25 protein-coding genes and 1 other annotated feature are annotated in these 26,081 nt (G+C 39.0%); of the genes, 4 read left to right on the top strand and 21 right to left on the bottom strand.

Annotation, left to right across the window (positions count from 1 at the left end; all coding sequences use genetic code 11):
- Positions 1-133 precede the first annotated feature (133 nt).
- Entirely contained in the window at positions 134-796 is a 663-nt protein-coding gene (yeiL, locus tag BFM98_RS11065) for a transcriptional regulator YeiL (RefSeq protein ID WP_054550251.1), read from the bottom strand.
- Positions 797-893: 97 nt separating this feature from the next.
- On the opposite strand from yeiL, the gene BFM98_RS11060 reads away from it, so the two are divergent.
- Positions 894-2,045: an MFS transporter gene (locus BFM98_RS11060; RefSeq protein WP_048393107.1), complete on the top strand. Its 1,152-nt coding sequence runs from the start codon at positions 894-896 to the stop codon at positions 2,043-2,045.
- A 36-nt stretch (positions 2,046-2,081) separates the two neighbouring features.
- Here BFM98_RS11060 and BFM98_RS11055 read toward each other — a convergent pair whose 3' ends face one another.
- Together BFM98_RS11055 and BFM98_RS11050 are read right to left on the bottom strand one after the other, a co-directional pair.
- Entirely contained in the window at positions 2,082-3,266 is a 1,185-nt protein-coding gene (locus BFM98_RS11055; protein WP_054550252.1) for an oxalate decarboxylase family bicupin, read from the bottom strand.
- Positions 3,267-3,593: 327 nt separating this feature from the next.
- Positions 3,594-5,036: an aminotransferase-like domain-containing protein gene (locus tag BFM98_RS11050; protein WP_066037384.1), complete on the bottom strand. Its 1,443-nt coding sequence runs from the start codon at positions 5,034-5,036 to the stop codon at positions 3,594-3,596.
- A 110-nt stretch (positions 5,037-5,146) separates the two neighbouring features.
- Between BFM98_RS11050 and BFM98_RS11045 the strand changes: the two genes are divergently transcribed.
- Positions 5,147-5,749: a LysE/ArgO family amino acid transporter gene (locus BFM98_RS11045; RefSeq protein WP_054550253.1), complete on the top strand. Its 603-nt coding sequence runs from the start codon at positions 5,147-5,149 to the stop codon at positions 5,747-5,749.
- Between the two features lie 42 nt (positions 5,750-5,791).
- On the opposite strand, the gene ileS is transcribed toward BFM98_RS11045, so the two are convergent.
- The 4 genes from ileS to BFM98_RS11025 all read right to left on the bottom strand — a co-directional run bounded on the left by ileS (position 5,792) and on the right by BFM98_RS11025 (position 11,361).
- A complete protein-coding gene (ileS, locus tag BFM98_RS11040) occupies positions 5,792-8,884 on the bottom strand; it encodes an isoleucine--tRNA ligase (protein WP_066037383.1) in 3,093 nt (1,030 codons plus the stop codon).
- 61 nt (positions 8,885-8,945) lie between these two features.
- Positions 8,946-9,184: a binding site (T-box leader), on the bottom strand.
- A gap of 192 nt (positions 9,185-9,376) precedes the next feature.
- On the bottom strand, positions 9,377-10,345 hold the full coding sequence (locus BFM98_RS11035) for a DUF3221 domain-containing protein (RefSeq protein ID WP_066037382.1): 969 nt from the start codon (positions 10,343-10,345) through the stop codon (positions 9,377-9,379).
- Complete coding sequence (locus BFM98_RS11030; protein WP_083225358.1) at positions 10,338-10,853, bottom strand: sigma-70 family RNA polymerase sigma factor; 516 nt, start codon at positions 10,851-10,853, stop codon at positions 10,338-10,340. The genes BFM98_RS11035 and BFM98_RS11030 overlap by 8 nt, the downstream gene beginning before the upstream one ends.
- Before the next feature lie 64 nt (positions 10,854-10,917).
- Positions 10,918-11,361 carry an Lrp/AsnC family transcriptional regulator gene (locus tag BFM98_RS11025; protein WP_048393120.1) on the bottom strand — a complete coding sequence of 148 codons (444 nt, stop codon included), beginning with the start codon at positions 11,359-11,361 and terminating at the stop codon, positions 10,918-10,920.
- 141 nt (positions 11,362-11,502) lie between these two features.
- On the opposite strand from BFM98_RS11025, the gene BFM98_RS11020 reads away from it, so the two are divergent.
- Positions 11,503-12,087, top strand: a complete 585-nt coding sequence (locus BFM98_RS11020; protein WP_066037380.1) for a DJ-1/PfpI family protein — start codon at positions 11,503-11,505, stop codon at positions 12,085-12,087.
- 55 nt (positions 12,088-12,142) lie between these two features.
- On the opposite strand, the gene BFM98_RS11015 is transcribed toward BFM98_RS11020, so the two are convergent.
- A complete protein-coding gene (locus BFM98_RS11015) occupies positions 12,143-13,633 on the bottom strand; it encodes an S-layer homology domain-containing protein (RefSeq protein WP_066037379.1) in 1,491 nt (496 codons plus the stop codon).
- A gap of 214 nt (positions 13,634-13,847) precedes the next feature.
- Positions 13,848-16,553, bottom strand: a complete 2,706-nt coding sequence (gene acnA, locus BFM98_RS11010) for an aconitate hydratase AcnA (protein ID WP_048393126.1) — start codon at positions 16,551-16,553, stop codon at positions 13,848-13,850.
- Between the two features lie 553 nt (positions 16,554-17,106).
- Between acnA and BFM98_RS11005 the strand changes: the two genes are divergently transcribed.
- On the top strand, positions 17,107-17,769 hold the full coding sequence (locus BFM98_RS11005) for a hypothetical protein (protein ID WP_066037378.1): 663 nt from the start codon (positions 17,107-17,109) through the stop codon (positions 17,767-17,769).
- Between the two features lie 646 nt (positions 17,770-18,415).
- Here BFM98_RS11005 and BFM98_RS10995 read toward each other — a convergent pair.
- The 12 genes from BFM98_RS10995 to BFM98_RS10940 all read right to left on the bottom strand — a co-directional run bounded on the left by BFM98_RS10995 (position 18,416) and on the right by BFM98_RS10940 (position 26,074).
- Positions 18,416-19,132 carry a peptidoglycan recognition protein family protein gene (locus BFM98_RS10995; protein WP_066037377.1) on the bottom strand — a complete coding sequence of 239 codons (717 nt, stop codon included), beginning with the start codon at positions 19,130-19,132 and terminating at the stop codon, positions 18,416-18,418.
- Entirely contained in the window at positions 19,132-19,392 is a 261-nt protein-coding gene (locus BFM98_RS10990) for a phage holin (RefSeq protein ID WP_066037376.1), read from the bottom strand. Before BFM98_RS10990 ends, BFM98_RS10995 begins: the two co-directional genes overlap by 1 nt.
- A gap of 4 nt (positions 19,393-19,396) precedes the next feature.
- The gene (locus tag BFM98_RS10985; RefSeq protein ID WP_066037375.1) at positions 19,397-19,654 is read right to left on the bottom strand and encodes a hypothetical protein; all 258 of its coding nucleotides are present in this window, start codon (positions 19,652-19,654) and stop codon (positions 19,397-19,399) included.
- A gap of 153 nt (positions 19,655-19,807) precedes the next feature.
- A complete protein-coding gene (locus tag BFM98_RS10980; RefSeq protein ID WP_066037374.1) occupies positions 19,808-19,990 on the bottom strand; it encodes a hypothetical protein in 183 nt (60 codons plus the stop codon).
- A gap of 79 nt (positions 19,991-20,069) precedes the next feature.
- Positions 20,070-20,225, bottom strand: a complete 156-nt coding sequence (locus BFM98_RS10975; RefSeq protein WP_066037373.1) for an XkdX family protein — start codon at positions 20,223-20,225, stop codon at positions 20,070-20,072.
- Positions 20,225-20,443: an XkdW family protein gene (locus tag BFM98_RS10970; protein ID WP_066037372.1), complete on the bottom strand. Its 219-nt coding sequence runs from the start codon at positions 20,441-20,443 to the stop codon at positions 20,225-20,227. The genes BFM98_RS10975 and BFM98_RS10970 overlap by 1 nt, the downstream gene beginning before the upstream one ends.
- Entirely contained in the window at positions 20,443-23,004 is a 2,562-nt protein-coding gene (locus BFM98_RS10965) for a sialidase family protein (RefSeq protein ID WP_066037371.1), read from the bottom strand. Before BFM98_RS10965 ends, BFM98_RS10970 begins: the two co-directional genes overlap by 1 nt.
- Before the next feature lie 2 nt (positions 23,005-23,006).
- The gene (locus tag BFM98_RS10960) at positions 23,007-23,606 is read right to left on the bottom strand and encodes a hypothetical protein (protein WP_066037370.1); all 600 of its coding nucleotides are present in this window, start codon (positions 23,604-23,606) and stop codon (positions 23,007-23,009) included.
- The gene (locus BFM98_RS10955) at positions 23,599-23,907 is read right to left on the bottom strand and encodes a hypothetical protein (RefSeq protein WP_066037369.1); all 309 of its coding nucleotides are present in this window, start codon (positions 23,905-23,907) and stop codon (positions 23,599-23,601) included. Before BFM98_RS10955 ends, BFM98_RS10960 begins: the two co-directional genes overlap by 8 nt.
- Positions 23,904-24,572, bottom strand: a complete 669-nt coding sequence (locus BFM98_RS10950) for a hypothetical protein (RefSeq protein WP_066037368.1) — start codon at positions 24,570-24,572, stop codon at positions 23,904-23,906. The genes BFM98_RS10955 and BFM98_RS10950 overlap by 4 nt, the downstream gene beginning before the upstream one ends.
- Entirely contained in the window at positions 24,565-25,740 is a 1,176-nt protein-coding gene (locus BFM98_RS10945) for a baseplate J/gp47 family protein (RefSeq protein WP_066037367.1), read from the bottom strand. The genes BFM98_RS10950 and BFM98_RS10945 overlap by 8 nt, the downstream gene beginning before the upstream one ends.
- Positions 25,718-26,074 (bottom strand): contractile injection system sheath initiator, encoded by a 357-nt coding sequence (locus BFM98_RS10940; protein ID WP_066037366.1) that lies wholly within the window; start codon positions 26,072-26,074, stop codon positions 25,718-25,720. Before BFM98_RS10940 ends, BFM98_RS10945 begins: the two co-directional genes overlap by 23 nt.
- Between the last annotated feature and the right edge of the window lie 7 nt (positions 26,075-26,081).

Here is a 26,081-nt window from a genome sequence, read left to right as displayed (position 1 = left end):
TGAGTTTGTCTACAGTCTGAGGATTTGACTTCATTTAAAGAAGTCAAATCCTTTTTAATTTATAACTTATAAAATTGAATTAATTCCCTCAGCTGATCTGCACTAATAGGCAACCTTTATGGAATGGTTGTTTTCATAGTACTTCCTGTGCCAGTTGTGCGAGACGATTTTTATCAATAATTTGGTAGCCTGTCTTACGCTTTTCCAATATCCTTTCATCACAAAACTGTGCCAAGACATATAGTAAATGGCGATAAGAGACCCCTAAATATTCGCAGATTTCCGTATGTTTTTCCTTGTAGACACCTTGGTCGGCTGATAATTGGATAAAGGCTGCTAAGCGATTTTCCAGCGGATAGGCCTGATTTTGTGTATATTTAGATGTCATTTTTGTCGCTTTTTCCCCTAAAAATACACAAAGTCTACGTAAAAACAAAGCATCCGCAAGTAACTTCTCCTTACATGACTGTGTAATCGAATAGCAAATTGTTTTGGTGACGGTTTGTATCCCCTTTGTATACCTAGCCTCATTTAACAATTCAATTTCCCCCATAAAAAGAGGAGCCTCTAGGTATTCAATAAGAGATACCTTCCCATTTTTATGTGTCATATAGAGCTTCGCCTTTCCTTCTATCATGTAATACACGGTGTCTGGAAAGGAGCCTTCCTGGAAGATCCACTCCCCCTTGTCAAACTGGCGGACTTCTAAATAGGGATTGATATCAAATGAGAAAAAATCATCGATCGGATATTTTTCAAGATAATGGGTACGGGCTTCAGCTGTTAAAATATGCATTTTTTACTCTCTCCTATAAAAAATATGAGATATCTCACATTATTGTAGCGATGAACATGCTATTATTCAACATAGTTAATGGAGGTACGGAAATTATATGAACAATCAACGATGGCTTTCTCAGAATTTCTTTACATTTTTTATCACTTGGGGCATTTTCTTACCCTACTGGACAGGTTGGCTGGTGGATGCGAAACATCTAACCGTCTCGCAGGCAAGTGTAGTGATGGGCTGTGGGCTCCTAGCTCGTGCCACATCCAATCTCTTCTTCTTCCCAACACTTGCAAAATACGTACACAATAAACGACTCATTACAATTTTAGCAATAGGCTCGTTGCTAACTGCCTTGCTCTATATTCCAAGCACAGGCTTTACAGCATTATTAATCGTGACCATTTTATTTAGTGTTTTTTACCCAGCACTATTACCTGCTGTGGAAAGCAGTGCCGCTACGCTTGTGCAGTATGGCAATATTCATTATGGTAAAAGCCGTTCCTATGGTTCATTTGGCTTTGTCATCGCTGTTTTAATTATTAGTATGCTGACCGGGGTTTTTGGAAAGAACATCATCTTCTGGAGCATGATTATAGGGTTGGTGGGCATGTTACTTATGCAACAATTAGCAACACCAAAGGAATTACTCGTAGTACCAACAAAAGAACAGCGTGCAAAATCATTGTCGATGAAAACACTATGGACTATCAAAGGTTTCCCGATTGTTTTATTCATCGTGATCTTGCTACAGGGTGCACATGCCTCCTATTATAGCTACGGTTATATTTATTTAGAAGATTTACAGGTTGATCCATTCTATATGGGTATGATTATTAATATCGCTGTTATTTGCGAAATTCTTTACTTTATGAAGGCTGATACGTTATTGACGAAATGGCGCTCATCATCCTTATTACTCTTAGCAGCGAGCGGCTCTTCCCTACGTTGGTTACTTATCTTTTTGTTCCCAAATGTCTGGGTATTTATCGCTTCTCAAACCTTGCACGCATTATCCTTTGCATTAGCCCATTTTGCCTTTATTCGCTACTTAACAAAAGCGCTACCAAAGGAACAAATCCCCAATGCACAAGGTTTATACTCTGCATTAGCTATGGGCTTAAGTACCGCCATCCTTACATTTTTAGGTGGCTATTTATACGAAATATCACCAGGTCTGTCCTTCGCAGCCATGCTCATTTGTACAATACCAGCCATCGCTATTTTGCTAATGACACGCAAAAAATATCAATATTAAACTAAAAGCAGGTGAGAACTTCCTCACCTGCTTTCTTTATTTCGGATAATAGGAAAAACCAGGATATTTTACAACCGGCCATTTTTCTTTTCTGAGAGCCTCAAGCAGCTCAGGACCGACCTGTAAATTACTTCGCACCAATTCTGTCGGCGTTAACGCCATCCATTGATTTAAGGACACATCCTGGAATCGATCACTTTTAAACATTTCTAAAAACCATAATGGCTCTGTTCCAGTATTTTCAATATAATGCCCCGTCGCAAATGGGACATAGCCAACATCTCCCGCCCGATAATCAAATGTTCGAGCCGTTCCATTCCCTGTGAAAACTGTCATACGGCCTTTTCCTTGCAGATAATATTGCCATTCATCGTTGTTAGGATGCCAATGCAACTCCCGCATCGCCCCTGGCTCAATTTCCACCAGTGCAGCCGCGATATTTTTAGAAATTGGAAAATTAGTCGAATCGACAATGCGCACACTGCCTCCAGGTGTTTTTAATGGAGGCTGTGCCAACAAACGATGTTTAAAGGTTTGCGGAACCTCACCATATGGAGATTGCACTTTCTGAGAATCAATTGGCCCCGGAACCCGATCCTGATAAATATATACCTGTTCACTCGGGATGTGATCGAAAGCATGAATAGGAACCCCAAAATTCGCTGATAACACTTCTTTTGGCGTATGAGCAAACCAATCTGAAATTGACAGTGTGTTCAGATCTGAGAAATGCCCATCATCAAATACTAATAAGAATTCACAGCCATCCTCAAGTCCTTGAATGGAATGAGGAATGCCAGGTGGAAAATACCATAAATCACCAGGTCCCACATCCGCTATAAAGTTACAACCATTCTGATCGACGGCTGTAATGCGAGCATGGCCAAGCAGCATATAAGACCACTCTGCCTGTTGATGCCAGTGCAGCTCACGTACGCCTCCTGGTGTCAAACTCATGTTCACACCCGCCAAAGTCGTAGCAATCGGTAATTCACGAACCGTAATTTCCCGTGACCACCCACCTTGATTTAAGGTCATATGCGTGTCTGAAAACGAGAATCGTAAATTAGGAATCAAACCCGCATCAGTCGTTGGTGGCACTAGCATATCAGGATTTTCTAAATCCCTCATAATATCCCGTGGCCCCTTATCCACCCCTCCAGCCCCATCACCTCGAATAGGCTGAGGCACCTGAAAATAACCCGGTGGCAAATTTTCCAATCGTTCACCTCTTTATGTTTGTAATCAAAATAAAATACTTCTATTCTTCTAAAATGTATGGATACACAGCTTGGATTATTCTCTTTCTTTTCTGGCAGTGGGTTGGCTACTAAGCATAGATACTTTATTGAGAGAGGAGCTTGCTATATTGATCACTTTTCGCTAATTTTCGAGCGGGTTCTTCAGTTGTTTGATCACTTCTCATCTACTTTGGAGCGGATTCCTTACTTGTTTGATCGTTTCTCAACCACTTTAGAGCGGGTTTCTCACTTCTTTGATCACTTTTAGAGCAACCTTCTCTCGTTTCCCTAACTTCAGGACAAGCCCTTATTTACTCTTTCGTCCAATAGCCTCCACCACACATTCATGTAGGATTTGTAAGCCTTCCTGTAATTCTTCATAGGTTGCATAGGCGTAGGATAGACGAATATGATGATGATCTTGTGGATCGTAGATATAGCCGGGATTGATTAATACTTGCTGCTGCAACAGCTTCATAAAGAAGTCTTTATCTACAAGCGGCTCATGAAACTTGAGCCAAATATAAAAGCCTCCCCTTGGTTTGCTCCAATTCGCCACATCTGTAAACTTCTCCTTTAAAAGCTGTTCCGTAAAATCGGCTCGCTCCTGTAATTGTTGACGTAATCCTGCGAGATGCTTTTCATATTTTCCTGATTGCAGCCAATGTAGGACAATTTCCTGAGAAATGGCACTTGAGCCATAGTCCGTTTGCATTTTTATATCGGCTAATCGCTCAATGACAGTGGTTGGACCGATGAGCCAGCCAATGCGTAACCCTGGGCTTAAGGTTTTAGAGACGCTGCCAATATAAAGAACTTGTCCGCTATTATCCATGGCCTTAAGCGGCGGTGATGCCTCTTCAAAAAGCAATTCATGATAAACATCATCTTCTACAATCGGAATCCGTGATGCCTGACAAGCTTCATATAGCTGTTCTTTTTCTCGTGTTGTCCATACATGACCTGTTGGATTATGTAAAGTAGGAATGGCATAAAACACGGCTTGTTTCTTTCGTTTCCTTTGCGCTAATGTTTGAGCAAGCTGTACATCACGTTCAATACTAATCATTTGCATGCCAACTGACTGAAAAGGGTGAACAGAATTTAAATAGGAGGTTGGCTCCTGAAACACAATAGACCCTTGCTCTAATAAGCCAACAGCAATTAATTGTAGTGCCTGAAGTGCACCTGAAACAATACAGACGTTTTGAGGCTCAGCAGGAATGCCTCTTTTTTGAACATATTTACAAATAGCTTTACGAAGCTGATCATTACCTTGTGGCGAAGAGTAGCCTAATGCTTTGGGTTGAAAGGATAGCTCTCGCAGTGAAGCTTCTATTTCCTCGGTAGGCAACAAACTGGGTGCTAGCTCTCCCGTTCCTAAACGAATTACATCCTCGCGCTGTTCGTATTCGTTAATTAATTGGATGGTGTGGTAGTTTGGCTTGTGGATGCTTGTTTCGATATAAGTTTGCCAATTCGGCTGTGTTTGTTGGATTAATGCATGCCAGGAATTGTGCGTAACATAAACACCAGAGCCTATCTTTGCTTCAAGAATGCCCATTGCTTTTAATTCCTCCAAAGCCTGCTGAACTGTGCTTCGATTCACATCGAACTGCATGGCCAGCTGTCTTTGGGTAGGTAGTTTTGTCCCTGCTGCCCAGTCTCCTCGCTCCACATTGGCTGTTATCCACTGTACAATCTGCTGCTGTAATGTATTATCACTTCTTCTATTCGGCTGCCAGCTCATGTTCCTTCTCCTTCCATGCAATAAAATTGGGTGGATAAAAAACCATCCAATTGGTCGTTTTCTTTTAGTTATACCATATCTAAAATAAGTAAAGAAAGGAGGAATGGTCATTGGAAGCTTTTCTTCATGGGATCATTTTAGCATTTGGACTCATTTTGCCATTAGGCGTACAAAATGTTTTTGTTTTTTCACAAGGTGCTACACAACCAAGTTTATTACGTGCTTTGCCAGCAGGTGTGACTGCTGCGATCTGTGATACACTGCTTATTCTACTTGCGGTATTCGGTCTGTCATTAATTGTTCTACAGTTTGAATGGTTGCGTATCACTTTAATGACTATTGGTATCATCTTTTTACTTTACATGGGCTATAGCATTTGGCGTTCAAATCCAGCAAACACTGAAAATAGCGAAGCATTGCCTATAAAAAAACAAATTCTCTTCGCACTCTCTGTGTCACTTCTAAATCCACATGCTATTTTAGATACAATCGGTGTTATTGGTACAAGCGCATTAAAATATAGTGGAACCGAGCAAATAATGTTCACTGTTGCTTGTGTGTTCATTTCCTGGCTATGGTTTTTCGGTCTCACATTGACTGGCGCCTCGTTCAAAAAACTAGACGGCTCTGGAAAATTGATGCGACTATTTAATAAATGCTCCGCCGTCTTTATTTGGGCCACAGCATGTTATCTGGCAAGTGGCTTATTTTAACGTACATAGAAAAAGCTCAGGAGGTAACCCTGAGCTTTTCTTTTATAGAGAAACAAATAAAGTGAGCTTTTCATTAAACAATGACGTCTCAATGGATTTTGCATGAGGCCATTGCTCACCATAATGAATAGCTTTAACTAATACATTTTCTTGTAATAAAGCTTCGTGCCGCTGAATCATGAAAAGTACCCCTGCACTACCATTAAAGGCAATCGATACATATTGCGCCACTGGTAGCTGCCATTTTTTTCGTGCATCTTGTATAGTACGAATCAATTCTCGTATTTGCCCTTCTTGTAGTAAGCTCTCTGTAAGTTGAACATTCATCAAGACACGGCAAGTGCTATCCTCCGCTAAAATATAATGGTCCTTGACGATTGATTCAGCTATTACATGTTCTCTTAATAATGTTAGCTGTTGACCGTCCATCATGAGATCCACAGTTTCATGATGTTGTAGCCTTTGTTTCTCTTCCTCTGTTAATGACAACACATACTCTTTTACTTGATGAACCTTTGGACCAAATGCCGCTCCCGCTGTTTTAAAATTCAATTTATAATGCACGCTTTCATAGGCTGAAAAATCATGTGTCCATCTACAAGCTTTGATGTTTAACTCGTCCTGAATGAGTTCGCTATAGGCTTGGTAATCCGACAGTTCACCTTTTAGGGCAACAATGAGTTCACTTAAAGGCTGCTTGACCTTTATTCCCTGACTATTGCGAATGCTACGTCCAAGTTCGACAACTGTTAAGACCGTTGCCATTTCTTGTTCAAGTTTCACATCCACTAGTTGATCGTCGAATAGTGGATATTCCTCAAGATGAACACTTTTTCCACATAGTTGATGGTAGATATCCTCTGCTATAAAAGGTGTAAACGGTGCTATTAATTGACAAATGGATGTCAGTGCCTCGTAAAGTGTGCTAAATGCACCTCGTTTATCTGCTGTCATTCCATTTGCCCAAAATCTAGCACGTGAACGACGTATATACCAATTGCTTAACTCTTCCACCAATTGACCAATTTCCCTTGTAGCCTGTGTAAATTGATAATCATCCATAGAGGTTGTGACAAGCTGGATAGTGTGATGTAAGCGGGACAATATCCAATGATCTAGCTGTGAACGTGTACCTGTATTTGTAGCATCATACGTAAAGTTATCGATTTGGGCATACATGTCATAAAATTTAAACGTATTGTCGAGTGTATCCACCAGCTTAGATTTCGCATCTAAGACAATTTTCTTCGAAAAACGCTTTGGATTCCATGGTGAGCTATCAACTAAAAATGCCCAACGTAGAGCATCTGCTCCATACTCCTGGATTAACTCAACAGGCTCTAATGCATTGCCTTTACTTTTGGACATCTTCTGTCCATGCTCATCGAGTACATGCCCTAACGATAGCACATTTTTATAAGGTGGTTTTCCTGTAAACAAGGTCGATACTGCTAATAAGCTATAGAAAAATCCTCGCGTTTGGTCGATGCCCTCAATGACCACATCTGCTGGAAACTGATGATGAAAGTTCGCTACGTCTTCAAAAGGATAATGCTGTTGGGCAAATGGCATCGAACCACTGTCAAACCAAACATCGATAACTTCAGGCGTACGTTTCATGTCGCCCTGGCAGACAGGACAGGTACAGACAATGGCATCTATAAATGGCTTATGGAGCTCTAATTGTTCTTTGACAGCTCCTTTGGCTAATTGTTGTAGCGCTGCAACACTGTTAGGTGCCTCCTCATGATTGCAATCCTGACAAATCCACACATTGAGTGGTGTCCCCCAATAACGATTACGACTAATATTCCAATCCACTAAGTTTTCTAGGAAGTTGCCAAATCGTCCATCCTTAATATGGCTAGGGTACCATGTCACTTGCTGATTATTTTGTAAAAGCTGCTCTTTTAATGCCGACATTTTGATAAACCAGCTATCTGTTGCATAGTACAATAATGGTGAATCACAGCGCCAGCAATGCGGATAGCTGTGCTCATATTTTTCTTTAGCAAATAAAAGCTCTTTTGCTGCAAGCATTTTAATGATATCGACATCACAATCCTTCACAAATCGTCCAACAAGCTCAGGTACCGCTTCTGTATAACAGCCTTTAAGATCAACTACATTGACAAAGGACAAGCCATGTTGCTGCACCGTTTTATAATCGTCCTCTCCATAAGCAGGTGCTATGTGTACAATTCCTGTTCCACTATGCTCTGTCACATAATCTGCCATGATAATGATATGCCCTTTATCGACGGTTACATAGGAAAATGGCGATCGATAGGAAACACCTGCAAACTCCTGTCCGTCATGCTCACTTAATATTTCTACAGGCTCTGAAAAAACCTTTGATACCAACGATTTAGCTAGTATATAGATGCTGTTTGCATGCCTTACACGGACATATCGAAGAGCAGGATTCATAGCCAAGGCTACATTGGCTGGTAATGTCCAAGGCGTCGTTGTCCAGCCTAAGATATATTCGTCTCGATCCTCTAGCTTAAACATTGCAGTAACGGATAATTCCTTAACATCCTTATAGCCCTGTGCCACCTCATGAGAGCTTAAGGAAGTTTGACAGCTAGGGCAATAAGGTGAAACGCGATGTCCTTTGTATAACAGTTTTTCCTTGTGAACATGGCTTAAAATATGCCACACAGATTCAATATAGTCATTACTTAATGTTAGGTAAGGATCATCCATGTCAAGCCAGTAGCCAAGCTGCTCTGTAAAAGTACGCCATTTTTGCTCATAGGTAAAAACGCTCTTCTTACATGCTTGAATAAATTGCTCCACCCCATAGTTCTCAATCTCCTGCTTTCCTGAGATTCCTAATGCCTTTTCTACCCCTAATTCCACAGGCAACCCATGTGTATCCCAACCTGCTTTGCGTTCAACTAAATAGCCTTGCATTGTTTTATAACGTGCCACCACATCTTTTATGGTTCTACCAAATGCATGGCCGACATGTGGTAAACCATTCGCTGTTGGGGGTCCCTCATAAAATACAAAGGGCTGCTGTTCAGCACGATTACTTACAGATTTTGCAAAGGTCCCTTCTTGCGCCCATAATGTACGAATCCTTGTTTCTCGTTCAACCGTTGTTTCTTTCTTTTGTTCTTTCTGCATATTAGTTCCTCCTATACAAGCAAATTTGTATAAAAGGCATACAAAAAACCCCGTCCCAAGGAAAAGGGACGGGGTTAACCGCGAATACCACCCTAATTCTATTGACACGATGGCCAATAGCACTCAGCAACGTACAATCATACGTGTTCTTTTTAACGGTAGACACCCGGATTAGCTTACTCCATTCAGCTAATCTTCTCAGAGAGGATTTTCATGTAACACCTGCACACCGACTTCCACCAAATGTCGGCTCTCTGTAGAACAAAGTGAAACACTACTCTTTCTCATCAACGAATTTGTATGCTTTTATTGTCCTTCATCTTAGCAAATTACCAATTGTCTGTCAACGGTGGACAATCTTAAAAAATTTCGTTGAAACAAGTGGCAATACTTTGATGGAGATCAGCATATTGTGGCTGTTGAATGGTTTGAATCAAAAAGCTCTTCAGCAATGTTTTACTATTGAATAGCACGAGAATGTCTAGCTTCTTGTTAGTGAGATTCCTTTATTATTTTCATCTCTACGATATCCTTATAATCAATGAATGGCTGAGCATCATCGTTCCCAATCGACTGTATATATTGAACTTCTACTCGATCTCCAACTGATAGTGTTTGCGGGACATCCACTAGAGGAAACCATGTACCATTACTATGTTTTTGCACTAATTCATCGACAGATTTTTGCCCAACCTCGCTAGCCAATACGCCTGAGACAACTAAAAATTCATGTTCCTTGATCGCTAAGACGGTTCCACTTCTGATGAGCTTCATTTGGCTGTCCTTTTCAGGGATTTTATATTTTTCTCGTAAGGAAGCAATGTCTTTATGATAATGTTGTTCTAAATAATTCATGGCTTCTTGCTCGACAAGCCATGTACGAATGGGATTACTTACATCCTTATAATCGGCTTGGCTTGCCTCCCATAACAAGTCAAATGTAGCCATTTTATAGGCAATTGGCTTGCCATAGTTCTCTATAAACCCTTCGTTTGTGACTTGCAACATTTGCAGAAGCTTATCATAAGTTGGCCGAGTATCATCCTCATAGCTCCACTCTTCCATGAACTGTTCGAGTGCCTTATCTACTTGCTCTTGTGTAGGTACTAGTTTTTTCGATTGCGCATAAGCAAAGGTCGATTCAAAATATAAAAAATTATCAAAGCTTGCCTTATATAAACGATTCTTTCCGTTCATAAAAGAATCAAGTTGTAAATATAGCTCTAAAATCCGCTCATCTAATACGGGTGGAATAGTAGAAGCTTGCTGTTGTTGTTCATTATATTGCTGATATATAAACAGCCCTATGCAGACACTTAAAATCATAGCCAAAACACCATATGGCCAGCGTTTTGCAGATTTTTTTTCTTGGCGTTGCTGTAAATGCTGAACCACATTTGTCATCACACGCTTTTTACTTTCTGATAAATCCCTTACTACGCGAGCATCCATTTTACTCATGCAGGAGCACCTCCCATTCAACATGCTGTAATTGTAGCTTCAATAACTCTCGCCCACGACGTAGCCTTGTTTTGACGGTGCTTTCAGGAATCGTTAACAGCTCTGCAATGTCTACCACAGACATTTCTTCAAAATAAAAATGTATAATGACCTCTCGCTGTTTGAAAGGGAGAGCTAGAATCGCATTTTCAATCAAAGTACGTTCATCTTGCTGTACAAGCATATCTCTTCTCATAACGGTTTGCTGCGGAAAAATCTTCTGTTGCACTTGAATTTTCCGATAGGTCCAGCTACGTAAATAATCTTTACTTCGATTACTAACTAATTTCGATAAATACGCCTTTAGTTCCCCACGTTCCTCATAGTTATGCTGATTATCATAGAATTTAATATAGACATCCTGTACGATATCTTCAGCACTTTGTAAATCCCTCACATAGTAAAAGGCAAGACGAATAAGCCTCTCTGTATGCTGTTCCATTATTCTTTCCAGTTCATGAATTAGCAACATTCTTCCTCCTCTCTACCCTATAAACGGTGCTCACGGCTTCGAGGTTTGCTTTTTTTGTCATTTACTCCAAATCATTGTCAGCAAATGGTGTAATCACTTGTTTTTCCGTTGAAGATAACACGATATTAGTAGAAGGTGTGCCATAGGGCATAGCCGCATCAATAAATTGTTCTAATGTTTCTACTGAATAGGTCGCTAATTTAACAATATAGCTAATTTCCCCAGCCACTCGATAACATGCCAAAACATCAGGATGAGCATTACAAAATGAAGAAAGACTTTTACAATCAATGGACTTAAATAAAATAATGGCTTCAATCGTACGCTCCATCTTTTTCAGATTTACCTTTGCATGATAGCCCTCAATCACCCCCTGCTCCTCTAGCTTTCTGATTCTTTCAATAACGGCAGGAGAGGATAAATGAACGGTAGTGGCTAATTCCTTCATAGAGATTTTGGCATTTTGCTGTAACTGCTGTAATATTTGTGTATCAATATGATCCATGGTCCTTCACCTTTCTAAATAAATTATTTATGACATAATACCTTTTCAAATAAAGTTTTTTACCTAAAATCCATTATACAACGTATGTAATCTTTTCTCCCTTTTGTTTACAATAATATCAATAAAGGAGGCAAATCAAACATGAAAAAAATATTGTTACTATTAGCAAATGGCTTTGAAGCGGTGGAGGCAAGCGTCTTTACTGATGTGCTCGGCTGGAATAAGTGGGAAGGTGATGGTACAACAGATGTGGTTACGGTCGGCCTGCATGAACAGCTGCAATGCACCTGGAATTTTAAAGTCACTCCTGAAAAATTGCTCCATGAAATTGTATTAGAGGATTTTGATGCATTAGCGATTCCTGGAGGCTTTGAGGAAGCCGGTTTTTATGAGGATGCGTTTAGCGAGGAATTTCAGGCAGTCGTTCGTCACTTTGATGAACAGAAAAAACCGATTGCAACAATCTGTGTAGCTTCTCTTATTTTAGGCCACAGTGGAATTCTTCAGCATCGTCAAGCAACAACCTATAATCATCCAACAAGTAAACGTTTAGCACAGCTAAAGGGCTATGGTGCAGCAATTGTCAACGAGCGCATTGTGCAAACCGATCATATCATCACCTCCTCCAATCCAGGAACAGCCTTTGATGTTGCCTTTCGCTTACTAGAAACTCTAACATCTGCTCCAAACACAGCGAAAGTAAAAGAATTAATGGGCTTCCACTAAAGCATAAAAAAAGTAGGCTTACACCAATATACTTGGCATAAACCTACTTTTTGTATTATTTACTTACTGGTGCTGTTTCTGATGCACTCAAATCCATTTCCTTTGCATTGTCTAGCACATCTTTTGGAATCGTAATTGTCGTTACCGCATTGAAATCATGATATTTGATCGTTGTTTGCTGTCTTGTTTTGATCGAATTGCCTTCTACTTGCATCTTTAATGTCATGTCCATAGCAATTTCTTCTACATCGAATGTTTCTTTATTAATCAATAATTTATATGTGAGACCATCAAAGGAAATATTGCCTAATTGTGCCTCTAGATCCGCTTCCATTCCTAAATCCATTGCGCCAAGCTGCTGCTTCACTAGCTCTGTGAATTTATCGCCAGAGCCTTTTAATGTTAATTCATAACGGTTTGCTGATTCTACTAATGTAAAATCTTCAGCAAATGCTTGTAGCATCTCCAATTGTTCAGTTGCATCTGGCTGCATCCCTGTTTGGCTCAGTACATCTTCAAATAATTGTTTCGGGAACTTTACCCAGGCCTTTTGTTCTGCCTCATACATATACATACCATCTTTAGCCGTCATATACATTTTAATTGGCAAATTAATCGCTTCACCACTTGTTGGATCTGTTAAAGCCATTGAACCATCAGCAAAGAATTGCATTGGCTCTGTAACAATTTCCATCTTCATGTTGCCTTTAGAATCCATTTTCATGGTTTCCTTACCATCGTTTGCCTCTACTGTCTGAGAGATCGTCATGGTAGCCTTCATGCTTTTTAGCTCTTTTTGCTTGGCTAATGTTTTCGTAAATACTTCCTCTAACAAAGCACTATCCTTTGTTGTAGTAGGTTGTTCTTCTGTTACTTGCTCCTCTTTAGGCTCTTCCTCTTTTACTTCTGTTGTAGGCTGTGTATCCTCAGCTAAGCCTAATGCGTTCACAATAAATGTTGCTAACTGACCACGAGTAACATTTTTATCTACACCAAATTCTGTGGCAGTAACACCCTTCGCAATGCCTGCCTCATACAAAGCTGTTACTGCATCTGCAAATGGACTATCTTGCTGTACATCTGTGAATGGACTTTTACCTTCTGCTGTTAAACCTGCAGCCTCTGCTACCATTACTGCCATTTGACCACGAGTAATTGTGTCATCTGGACGGAATGTATCATCCTCATAGCCTTGTACAACGCCAAGATTAACTAATGTAACAATCGCTTTATAGTATGGGCTAGATGAGTCGACATCCTTGAAATTCGGATTCTCGACAGCCGTATCCATTGTAGTTAGATGAAAAGCACTTGCTATCATCTTTGCTGCCTGTCCACGTGTCACATCCTTTGAAGGCTTAAATGTACCATCTGGAAAACCATTAATGATGTCTGCTGCATGCAATGTAGAAATACTATTAAAATGCGCATAATCCTCACTCACATCTGAAAATGGACTAGCCGCCGATACAGGTACTACCGCAACAGCAGTAACCGCCATTGCCGCTGTTGCCGCTGTATAAAACTTATGTTTTTTCTTTGTCATAATCAATCGTCCCCCGTTTATGTAAATTTAATGCTTACCTATTAATTTTAGCGAAAGAATTGGAAAAATGCTAGGTTCGTTGGAAATTAAATTATAATTATCCATTAAATCCATCATTTGGTGCTATTTATACATATTTTGGTCACTTCTATCCAACACTCTCTTAATAAATAAAAAAACCGACCTCCTAAGAGATCGGTTTTTATGGTGATGATTACTCAGCAGCTTTTGCGCGTAGAACCATTTGTAGGATACCACCATGGCGGTAGTAGTCTACCTCTACTTCTGAGTCGAAACGAGCTAAAGCTTGGAAAGTTTTAACTGTGCCGTCTTCAGATTTAGCAGTTACTGTTAAGATTTCACGTGGTTTTACGTTGTCAGTAATGTTAACAGAGATTTCTTCTTTACCAGTTAAGCCTAATGTATCAGCAGATTCACCTGGCATAAATTGAAGTGGAAGAACACCCATCATTACTAGGTTAGAACGGTGGATACGCTCGTAAGATTGTGCGATAACAGTTTTCACGCCAAGTAGGAATGTACCTTTCGCAGCCCAGTCACGAGAAGAACCCATACCGTAGTCGTTACCAGCAAGTACGACTAAGCCAGTACCTTGCTCTTGGTATTTCATACATGCGTCATAGATGTACTCTACTTCGCCTGTTGGCCAGTAAGTAGTGAATCCACCCTCTGTACCAGGAGCAACTTGGTTACGGATACGGATGTTTGCAAATGTACCACGCATCATTACTTCGTGGTTACCACGACGAGAACCGTAAGAGTTGAAGTCACGGATTGCAACACCGTTTTCAATTAAATATTTACCTGCAGGTGTATCTTTACCGATTGCACCAGCTGGAGAAATATGGTCAGTTGTGATTGAGTCACCGAACTTCGCCATAATGCGTAAGCCGTCTAAGCCTTTAATAGCTTCTGGCTCTTTTGCAAGACCTTGGAAGAATGGTGGGTTTTGGATGTAAGTTGATTTGTCATCAAATGTGTATAGAGACTCAGTTGATGTTTCAATTGCATTCCATTTTTCGTTCGCTGTGAATACAGTTTCGTATTCTTTTTGGAATAACTCACGGTTAACAACAGTACCTAATACTGCATTAACTTCTTCAGTTGAAGGCCAGATATCAGCGAAGAATACTTCGTTACCATCTTTGTCTTTACCGAATGAATCTTTTTGTAGATCGATATCCACTGTACCAGCAAGTGCATAAGCAACAACAAGTGGTGGTGAAGCTAAGTAGTTAGCTTTTACAAGTGGGTGTACACGGCCTTCAAAGTTACGGTTACCAGAAAGAACTGAAGTTACGAATAAGTCGTTTGCTTTAATTGCTTCTTCGATTTCAGGTAATAATGGACCTGAGTTACCGATACATGTTGTACAACCGTAACCTACAGTGTTGAAACCGATTTGGTCAAGGTATGTTTGTAAACCTGAATCTTCAAGGTAACCAGTTACAACTTTAGAACCTGGTGCTAAAGAAGTTTTTACCCATTTCGGCACTGTTAGACCTTTTTCTACAGCTTTTTTCGCCACTAAGCCCGCAGCAATTAATACGTATGGGTTAGAAGTATTTGTACAAGAAGTGATCGCAGCAATCGCAACAGCACCTGTTGGAATTTCTACATCGCCTTCAGCGAATTTCGCTACAGAAGTTTTTTCGAATTCATCTTCTGTTAAACCGAAACCTTGTGTACCTTGTGGTGCCACTACTGCTTCTTTGTAACGAGAACGCATTTGAGATAGTGGAATTAAGTCTTGTGGACGTTTAGGACCAGAAAGGTTTGGTTCGATTTCAGCTAAGTTTACTTCTAAAACGTCTGTGTAAACTGGCTCTAATGTTGGATCGAAGAACATGTGGTTCGCTTTTAAGTAAGCTTCTACAACCGCAATGTGCTCTTCGTCACGACCAGTTAAACGCATGTAGTTTAATGATTCTTCGTCGATTGCGAAGTAACCACATGTAGCACCATATTCAGGAGCCATGTTAGAGATTGTCGCACGGTCAGCTAGTGGTAATTTAGATACGCCAGGTCCGAAGAACTCAACGAATTTACCAACTACGCCACGTTGACGTAATACTTGTGTTACTTTTAATGCTAAGTCAGTAGCAGTTGTTCCGTTTGGAAGATCGCCAACTAATTTAACACCGATAACTTCTGGAATTGGGAAGTATGAAGGCTGACCAAGCATACCTGCTTCAGCTTCGATACCACCTACGCCCCATCCAAGAACGCCGATACCGTTGATCATTGTTGTATGAGAGTCAGTACCTACTACTGAATCTGGGAATGTTTCAAATGTGCCATCAGCATTTTCGTTTACGTGTACAACTGGAGCTAAGTACTCTAAGTTTACTTGGTGAACGATACCTGTTGCTGGTGGTACAGCACGGAAGTTATTGTAAGCAGTTTGAGCCCATTTTAAGAAGTTATAACGCTCAGCGTTACGTTCAAATTCTAGGTCCATGTTTGCTTGTAATGCACTTGCATTACCGTATTTGTCAACTTGTACAGAGTGGTCAATTACAAGGTCAACTGGAATAGCAGGGTTGATTTTGCTTGGGTCGCCGCCCATTTCTTTCATTGCAGAACGAAGAGATGCAAGGTCAACAACTACTGGTACACCAGTAAAGTCTTGTAATACAACGCGAGAAGGTTTGAATGGTACTTCTGCCTCTGGGTCAGCACCGTTACCCCATTTTGCTAATTCGTTTACGTGTTCTTCTTTAATTACATACGCATCATATTGACGTAAAACAGATTCTAATAATACTTTAATTGAGTAAGGAAGGTTTGAAACTTTTGCAACGCCAGCTTTTTCAATCGCAGCTAAGTCATAGTAATTGTAAGTTTTACCATTCACTTCGAATGATGCACGGCTGTTGTGTAAATTACCTTGTGCCATTTGCGGATCCCCCTAATATATCTTTTTGAAAAGGCTTTAAAAATGTGTAGCATCTTTTCTCCAATACCCATGATAGCGCATTTATATTCATAAGTAAATTACATTAATATTATCTTTTTTGATAAGCATAACTTATGACCTTGGTTTCTATCTTGATGTTTTTAATTTTTTGATGTGCATAATATCAAGGTTTTGTATTAATGTGGGTTTCTATACCTGTCTAACGAAGCCTATCTAAATGTATTTAACTGGGGTACGATGTGGGGTACAAACTGGGGTACGCGGACTTTTTGTAAAATGTGTACCCCAGTAGAAAATAATACAACCTTCACCCGGACAGGTACATATTAATAGTAGAAATCATAACAAAAAATTATGTAGAATACTTACTTCTACTTTAAGATTATAATTAAATTCTTCGCAGTTAAACAAAAAGATCCCACATAATATGGCTATTTAAAAACTATATTAATCTACATTTATATTACTGACAAAACCTTCCAATATTGATACAATTTTATTATTACAACTCATACAAGGAGCAAATATTTATATGAAGAAACTCATTTTAAGTGCATCACTTATTTTTACACTAGCACTAACTGGATGCGGTGAAAGTGAATCCTCAAAACCAAAAGAAACTGTGAAGAAAGTATCATTAGAAGAACAAAGCAAACAATTTATAGATGAAAATTTAGAAGGGAAAACAATAGCGGATTTTACAAATAAACTACTTACTGTAAAAGATGAAAAATTGGTGGATATGATTATTCTTGGCCATAAAAATGGAAAACAATTTGAAGATGATTTTGATTTACTTGGTAGGAAAGCAACTGCTTCTGGTGTAATCACTGAATTTGTATTTGAAAGTTCAAATATTGGTCAAAAAAGAAGAAGAGAAGGTTCAACTACTGCTATACGTGCTGATAAGTTTATTATCTATATGGGCAATAGAGACATTGAAAACTACGAGTTCATTGATTACGATGAGCTCTTTGATAAAGATAAGAATAAAGAAGATTTTTTCCTTGGGGTTTATCCAGAAGAAATAACAAACTTTGCAGTAATTGATTTAGATCAAGAAGCTGAACTAACAGTTGGACAACAAATAACAGTGGAAGGGATTATTTCTAACTACGTGTTAAAGAAAGACTATTCAGATGAAAGTAAAGTCGAACAATTTAATGTCTTGTTAAATGATGCTGTATTAAAATAAAAAAATTAACCAGGTACTCATTCGAGCGCCTGGTTTTAGTTTATAGCTTCTGGAACTTTATCAAAATCAAAACCCTTAAACGATACAATTCTTAATGATCCTGATACGGTTTTCTCTAAATATTGAACTTTACAATGTAGCATTGGCTCCATCCACGTCACGTCTCTCAACCTTGATAACGATTTGTTTAGCGATTTCTTCTTAAATAGAATATTAACTTTTATTTCTATATACAAAACATCCTGATTTTCCTAAAATGGGAAATAGCAGATATGAGCAGAGAGGAAAATGTAATTGATAAATTGCCCTAATTGTTTAGCCAATAATTCATTTGAAGAAGTAAATAAAGATGGTTACTGTTTATATGTATGTGAATATTGCAATTCTGTAATTGAAAAAACACCAATTTCGAAGGAGAAAATTGTTGATGAGGCTTTGCCTTCACAAAAGATTTTTACAACTACACTCGAACAACCGCCAGAGTATAATCAAAAAAATATAGATACCTTTAATTTAATATTTATTGGTGTATTTATTTTTTGTTTTTTACTACTTTTATACTTCTTAATAGTATAATGTTAAACAAAAAGACCAGCTCGGCTAAATTTTAGCTTTGCTGGTTTTAGCGAATTTACGGAAACGAGCATTATTTACTACGCTGCTCAATAATAATCTTCAAACCTTCAAAATCCCCACCTGTCATAGTACCTCGGTCAAAATTTTCAAGCCATGACTTATCAATTTTCCCTTTATCTACAGCCTGTTTAATGTAATCACGTACTGCTGCTTTAGTTGTTGAGTTAGTGAATTTCATAATATCCTCATCCTTTTCTGTTGGTTTTCCTATTTCCATCGGCTTCATTGCTTCTTCAATTCGTTTCAAGAAACTATTCCAACGATTTTCTGCCAATATACGGTGCGGACAATACTTTCCGTTCCAATCCTGATGCTTCTTAACTCGCTCAATACTCCATCCGTATTGCTTTAAAAGCTTTGCAATGTATTGAACTGCGTTTTCCTCTGCCACTCCATAGCGAACACCACCACTTTTGCTGTAGCAAATTTCTATCCCAATAGATATTCGGTTGCCTTTTTTGTGTGAATTAGGGTCGGTGCTACCGCCGCCATCTCCACAATGCCAAGCACTTCGGTTGAATGGAATAGCTTGAATGACTTCTTTATCATCTACAGCAACATGATAAGATACTTGGTTGTTGTTTTTAATCATATATTCAATTTCGTTAAGTGCAGGTGCATCATTAGCTGTGTTGTGTACTGTGATATATTGAGGCACCATTGTATATGGCGCCTTGATTGAGTATTTATTTGCTGGTAGAAAGGTTTGTTTGAACATATAAGCCATTATTCATCATCCTTTGGTTTTTCATATTTTAATGCTTGAACACTATCGCTGACATCACTTGTTGTAGGATCAACGACAATCCCTAGCAAAATCAAAATACTTAAAATGGTATTAAAAATAGCAGTGGCTTGTTCGCCAACTGCTTCAGGTAAACTGTATCCAAATGCTGCTGTTACTTGTTGAACAAGTAATAACAAAAATGCAAAAAGTGATACTAAAAATGGTTTGTGTTTTAAACGTACTTTCCAGTTGATTTTCATTAAATTATCCTCCAAAAATAGAATTTTGTAATGCAATAAATAAAACTCCAACGACACCACTAATTGCAGCAGCTAAAAAATAACCTTTGATTTTGTCACTGTTCTGTTCCATTTTTTCAACAGATTTTTCGATTTGTTTAACACTTGAAGCTGTGTTGTACACAATTGGCTTAATTGTTGATACGTCTTTTTCTAGTTCCTGCAATCGTCTTTCATGATCAGCCACAGTAACTGCTTGTTGAAAGGTTGTTTCTTGACTCATGCCCTATTCCCTCTCCTTCGCCACTTAAAATAAAAAGCTATGAGGAGCATCGAGATTCATTAACATGTACCATTTTTTGCACATCTCGATTGCTCTCCTAGCATTTAAATGAAATAAAAAACACTCTCTGTTGAGAGTGTTAAAATAAAATAATTAAAGTTCTTCATAGGTCATTATTTTCGCATCGAAATGTCCCGTTTTTTTTGCTATTAGTGGTTTAAAAATTTCATTTTGTTCTGCAGCTGTTGAATTTTCCGGAATAACTGCCTCTACAGTAACTATTCCACTTTTTTCTTCATGCAAATCACCATAGATATATTCAATCTGATATTTCATAGTAAACTCGCCCTCCTTATCACATTACACTTCGACAAAATACAAGTTTTCCCTTTTATTTAAGACAATAAAAATAACGCTAAGCTTCTGCCTGCGTCTCGAATTCTTGTTTTGTTATAGCTTTGTATTGTTCAGGTGTAATCTCACCAAACGGATTGTCCTCCGTTTTTACAGCAATTCTTAATTGTTCAGCAGTCACCCACTTGAACATAAAAGCGATTTGCCAAAACTCCATTATTCACCATCACCCTTCATTATTGAAATTACATCTAATTTTACTTGGGTTAGCTGTGAACCTAAGCTATTAATCAGGAGGTCTTTTTGTATATTCTTCATTTTTTCTTGTGCCAGTTGTTCACCTAAAGACATTACTTGATCTTCTGTAGTAGGTATTGAACCCACTTTTTCAAGCGGACCCCATGAACCATCAGGTAATCTTCTACGTCTTTGCATTATTCAACCACCCCCATAATTAAATAAACTTTATTGTCAATATTTATGTTGGGTCTAGTTGTGGTTAATTTAAGGATGATATTGTCCTTTGGCTCTACAGTTTCATGGTAGTATTCATCTTCCACAATCCCATCAGTAACAGGTACGATGTTGTCCGGGTCTGCTTCAAGTAATATATATTGCTCCTGCTCGCCAACCAATGTCATTGATAATTCAACTTTTAAATCCAATTCCTCGTCACGTTGTACAAATATTAAAACGCCTCTTGCCGAACCTTTAGGAGGGGAAATCTTATACCTCGCTACAGATTGCAAAATAGGCGTTTTGACCGCATTTTTATTGAGTTTAATCGTTTTACTTGTTTTTGCACCATAGTTGTCAATTACCTCAACAACGATTAAATTTTCGCTGACTTGTAGCTGGCCAAGTGATACCTCAAACTCCCAAGTCCCACCTGCGCCATCATAAATTTCAATTGGATTTGCTCCATTAATTCGATAATTTACTTTAAGATTGGAATTAGCGTCCTGATCTGATACTGTACCACTGATTTTAAATTTATCAGTATTAATAATTCCACTTGGCACAATGGCATCTACCGATAAAAGTGGAGCTCGGTTAGGTACGACATAAAATGTTCGCTCAATAGTAGCAGACTGGCCATTTTCATTATCTACTGCCCATACTTTCAATGTGTGGGCTACACCTTCAGTAAGTGTTCCAGTAAGTACCGTTTCACCATCAAACAACTTGCCATCTTTAAATGTGAGCTGCTTAGATAAAGTAATTTGTTTCTGACTGACATTAGTTGCTAAGACTTTTCTTTGGTCCCCATTAATTTGGTAGAAAACTGTTACTGATTGATCTTTGTCTGCATCATAAGCATCGCCTGTGATGTTTATTGTATCGTTTTCATACAACGTCTGATTGTCAGAAGGTGATATTAGGGTAACTGATGGCACTTTGTTGATACTTAATGTCCCTCTAAACATCGGACGAGGTGCATTAGAAGCTCCACTGATGTTTTGTATATATAGTGTGGCGGGCGAGTTTTGCAATGTTACCGAAAACGTAGGGTCATAAACTACGAAAGGCACTGTTAGGTTGTCTATACTAGATGTGGCGACAAATTCACCTTGTGTCCAACTATCACCGCCGTTACTACTGTAAAAACTTGCAATGTCGTTATAACCATCACTTTGTATGAGGGCGCTTGTAGACATTACAACTACAAGTTTATTAGAGGCGTCTACCGAAATAGTAGCATCGTGGCTATGTTTACCACCTACGGAATTGGTTAGATATTTAGTTCCGCCCCAAGTAACGCCCGCGTCAACACTACGGCTGTATACCACGTTGTATGTCGAATTGCTAGCGCTTGTGTAGACGCTACAAACGGCATGTAAAACCCCGTTTTTGTCTACTGCTAACGATAGTTTGCCTAGCGGTAAACTGTGAGCAAACACTTCGTAATTTACAGATGAACCATTACTGCTATTGATAACATGAGAATATATGGTATAAGTGCCAATTGACTGATTGTAATGTTGACTTAATGCAATCGGCACACCATTTCTTACTACCAGATCAACGTATGAGTAGTTAGTTGTACTTGCGTTCAATTGGGTTGTATTTGCAGCACCGTCCCACGTACTACCGCCATTGGTACTCTTGGTATAACGTAAATTCCACGAGTTTGGATACGTCGTTGTTTTAGCTACCCACAGTAGGTGGATTGCACCGTTTAATGGGTCTGTAGCAATTGCCATCGAATTGACGCCTGTCTGCCCTGATGGTGTGAGGACTACAACGGGTTGTACTGCGTTACTAACAGTTGCGGCATCAAATTTCACGACCCCAATCAGGCCACCACTAGTCGCCACGGCTGTATACACGTTTGTACCATAACTAGCTATCGAAAAGTGCGCGGCCCAGTTGCCATTGTTATAGCATAATTCAGACCACGTAGTACCGCCGTCTTTAGATACATGCCAATACACTGTACCTACAGCTTTATTCGCTGCAACCATAACAAGCCACCCATTGCTTAGTCGTGTGACTTTTCTGCCGCCTGTGTTTTCGTATGTGATTGCGGACGTCGTTATCGTTCCAGGCTCACCAACCACTTCAGCGCCTCTAACGTACCAATAACCATCACTGTGCCTACCGTTGCTCGGATATGTGCCATTCTCGGCCACGATGTTAGATTGCACTAGTGAACCTTTGTTGTAACTCGGTACTGACGTGACCTCACTCGCCTTTTTTTCCGCTATTGTTACATTATGCGATGCCCCCGATAAGTTACCTTCGTTTTGCGCATAGATAGTAAATCTCTGCAAAGTTGAACCGCTTATTCTATAGGCTACGTCACCTATATTAAGTGGTACGCTGTACCCTATCTGATTAGATACACCATAACTCCCATTCTGATTATAAAATGTATAGTTTCTATACAAATCCCAAAATGTCATTGGCGTCCAACCAGCTTCGCTACTCCATGGGCCTTGTGAATAAGTATAATTGGTTATCGTATTAAATTTATCGTAATAATGCTGTACCATTCTTAAACCACCTCCACCAATTCAACGCTATATGTTTGCCAATCTCCTACGCCCATTTCAGCATTCACAATGTCAATTGCTACATTACTACGAGCCACTTTAGCCCCTTTTTTGTACGCATTTTTCAAAGCTTGCACCTTGATAGTGTTTGTTCCTACCTCAGTGATCACAACGTCCTCAATGTGTTCATCATCAAAAATAGTGACTTGTGTAAATGGTGTAAAACCATCCATACTAGCCACTTTTAAAGTAGTTGTGCCTATTTCAACAGCCTCAATAATGTCCGTTAAGGCTTTATCCAAGCTTATTTTGTTTGAGCTGCCATCTAAAACATCTGCAAATGTCCCAGAGTTCCCAGGTACTCGCCCGTCCAATTCCAATTGCACACGCATACGCTCCATTTGCCGATATATTTCAATCATAAAGCGATATGCGTTAAAAATTCCCCACTCAAAGTTATTTGCAAACTCTGACATGAACGGTGTTCCATCATCTATAATTTCGCCTGTGACTGGATCTTTAATATCATCATGCCATTGGGTACGCTCATAGGGATTCTTTTTGAAATTTAAAGGTATTTCACCATTCATTAGTTTACTCACTTACTTTCACTTCCTTCACCTCGAGTTGTAGAGGAAATGCGATAACATATCCCTGTGAACCTTTTTGATAGTTCATTGTTTTTACATACAATTCACGCCCATAACTATCTACTAAAGCAGCACGTGTAACCAAGCCTTGTTCCAGAGTTAATTTCACATACTTTCTTAATCCATACTTTGTGCTAGTATGATAGATTTCTTTGTCATAAACGACTCCATCAATCGTTATCTTTGCACCTACAACAAGGTTACTTAAAAATTGTTGAGTTAAATCTATCATCAAAGGCTGTATTTCGTTCAACTCCTCACACCTCCTGCTCTAAATCTTCCACAAACTCGATTGTTCATAATGAAACCATAAGCATTATTTGAAACAATTAATACTTCATTTCCAAGTGCACCATGAGTTCTTGCTGTTTTAAAACGGCCACAAATTTTATGGTTTATTTGCCATGCATAGGTGCCACCGTGAAGTATCAAAAATTCATTTAATTCATTTAAAAAAATATAAATTCCAACTCCAGCAACCTTTATTTTCTTGATTAAGGAATCAGGTATTGTTTTAGCAGATGCACGGACATTAAGTAACAATGTAGCTGGCTCAAACTCTCGCCAACCTTCCTCAAAGCCAATAAAATCATGACCCATATAAGCATCCATGATTTGATTCATTGTTTCAATGTCACCCTCGGATAGATTGAGGAGACACTGTATTTTTATCATTTTGCGATACTCCTCATCGTCCCAGCTACCACGAGAAATGCCCTCATCTTTCCCAAGTCTATCTAATCCGTACCCCTCAGCTTGATCTACATCCCAATACTTTAAAATGGTCTGTTGTATAGCTAAGTTTTCAACACTATTAGATGCAATTATCTTTAGGAGTTTATAGTTATTACTATCCTCATCCCTTGCATATTGGCGAGGCATCCGATCAAGTAATGTCTGCAATCGTTGATTAGACAAGGTTCATCACCTCAATTTTACTCTCATCAGTTTCTGCAACTTCAGGAAATGCAATGACTACATTATGTGGTTCAAAAGTAACTCCATCTGTTGAAAACTCTACTCTTACATCATCAACTCCATCAATTGATGAAATACGAGCTTCTGCTTTCGTACAAACAACATCTTTACTCATGCCTACACCTGGATAAACTTCGTCATTGTATGTTCCGCCAATATATTTAACAATATGAGCAACGGCTAAATCGTCACCGTTTATTGGGAATTGGTTATTTTTTTTGATATATACCCTTACATATACACTGACGGTTGAGGCACGTGTAAAACCTATTTCATGCACAATACCTCTGTTGTCTGTATAGGTAAAAACAGTTGACCCATATGCACGAATTCCTCCGCCCTTTTTACGGAATATAGCCATTGCAATGTCTTCATCTAGGCCACCTAATACCACCGTTTCGAACGAATTTGGAGGGCGGCCATCTGCATCTTCAACATTTGTGTCATTTTCAATCACAACAGCAGCACGTACTCCTTCAACGTCATCAAGTACATTCGCTTCAATAGATTCAACACGCCTAGAGCCTAGCTTTCCCAATGATTCGTAATAACGATCTTGTAATTTTTCGTCCATTTCTTCATCTTGACCATTAAAAAAAGCATCTTGATTCGTTACCGAATTGATGCCTGATTGAGGATTTACAATAATAGAAATATCATTAGGTTCTACATTACCTATAACGCCATATTCGAGGGCCCCTACACTTACACGGTAGCTTCCGTCTTCAATAGCGTCTATGGCCTCTAACGCTTTAAAATACACATTGTACTTTGTTCGAAATAAATCACCTATATTAATCTTTGCGCCTTTGTCTAAATTGACAATGACCTCACCAGTTGCTTTAGTCCACCGTTTGCGAGTAATTACACGTTTAACATTAGCATCTAATGATGCTCCTTCTGATGTATCAACAAAACGAGCATTATAAACTTGTTCGAGTTCCTCATTATCTTCAGCTTTTTGCTGTGCCATCAGATAAATAAATTTTCCTAAAGGAGTAAGGTCTGATAGGTCAGCATCCTCACCAAACAATTCTCTTGCTAACTCTTGAATTATCGGTAAGTAATCTGCTGTGCGCATTCTTTTAAACCCATATTTGGTTAACAACTGCTTCCCCTCCTATCTCCTTGCCATTTGTAGTACGAACTCTAAAGTTAATAGATAAAAACCTTTTAATACGATTAAATTCATATTCCACACTAAGTACCTCTGCTGTTCGAGGTTCTTGATACAAGCAATCGTGCATAGCTTGTACAATTTCCTTTTTATTCGGTAGTTTTTTTTCGATTACATCTCGTCTAAAACCATGGAAATCATCAAACATCCATTCTGTTACTCGGGTCCGTAATAATTGCTTATAGTTTTGAATTAACTGGTCATCACCATATACAAGCTCGTTTAGCACCCAATCTCCATTATCGTTATATTTAAGGGTATGCATGTAATCC

It is taken from the genome of Lysinibacillus sp. AR18-8 (assembly GCF_001705465.1).
In the GTDB taxonomy this organism is placed as follows: Bacteria; Bacillota; Bacilli; order Bacillales_A; family Planococcaceae; genus Lysinibacillus; species Lysinibacillus capsici.
This window is presented reverse-complemented; position numbering and strand designations above follow the sequence as displayed.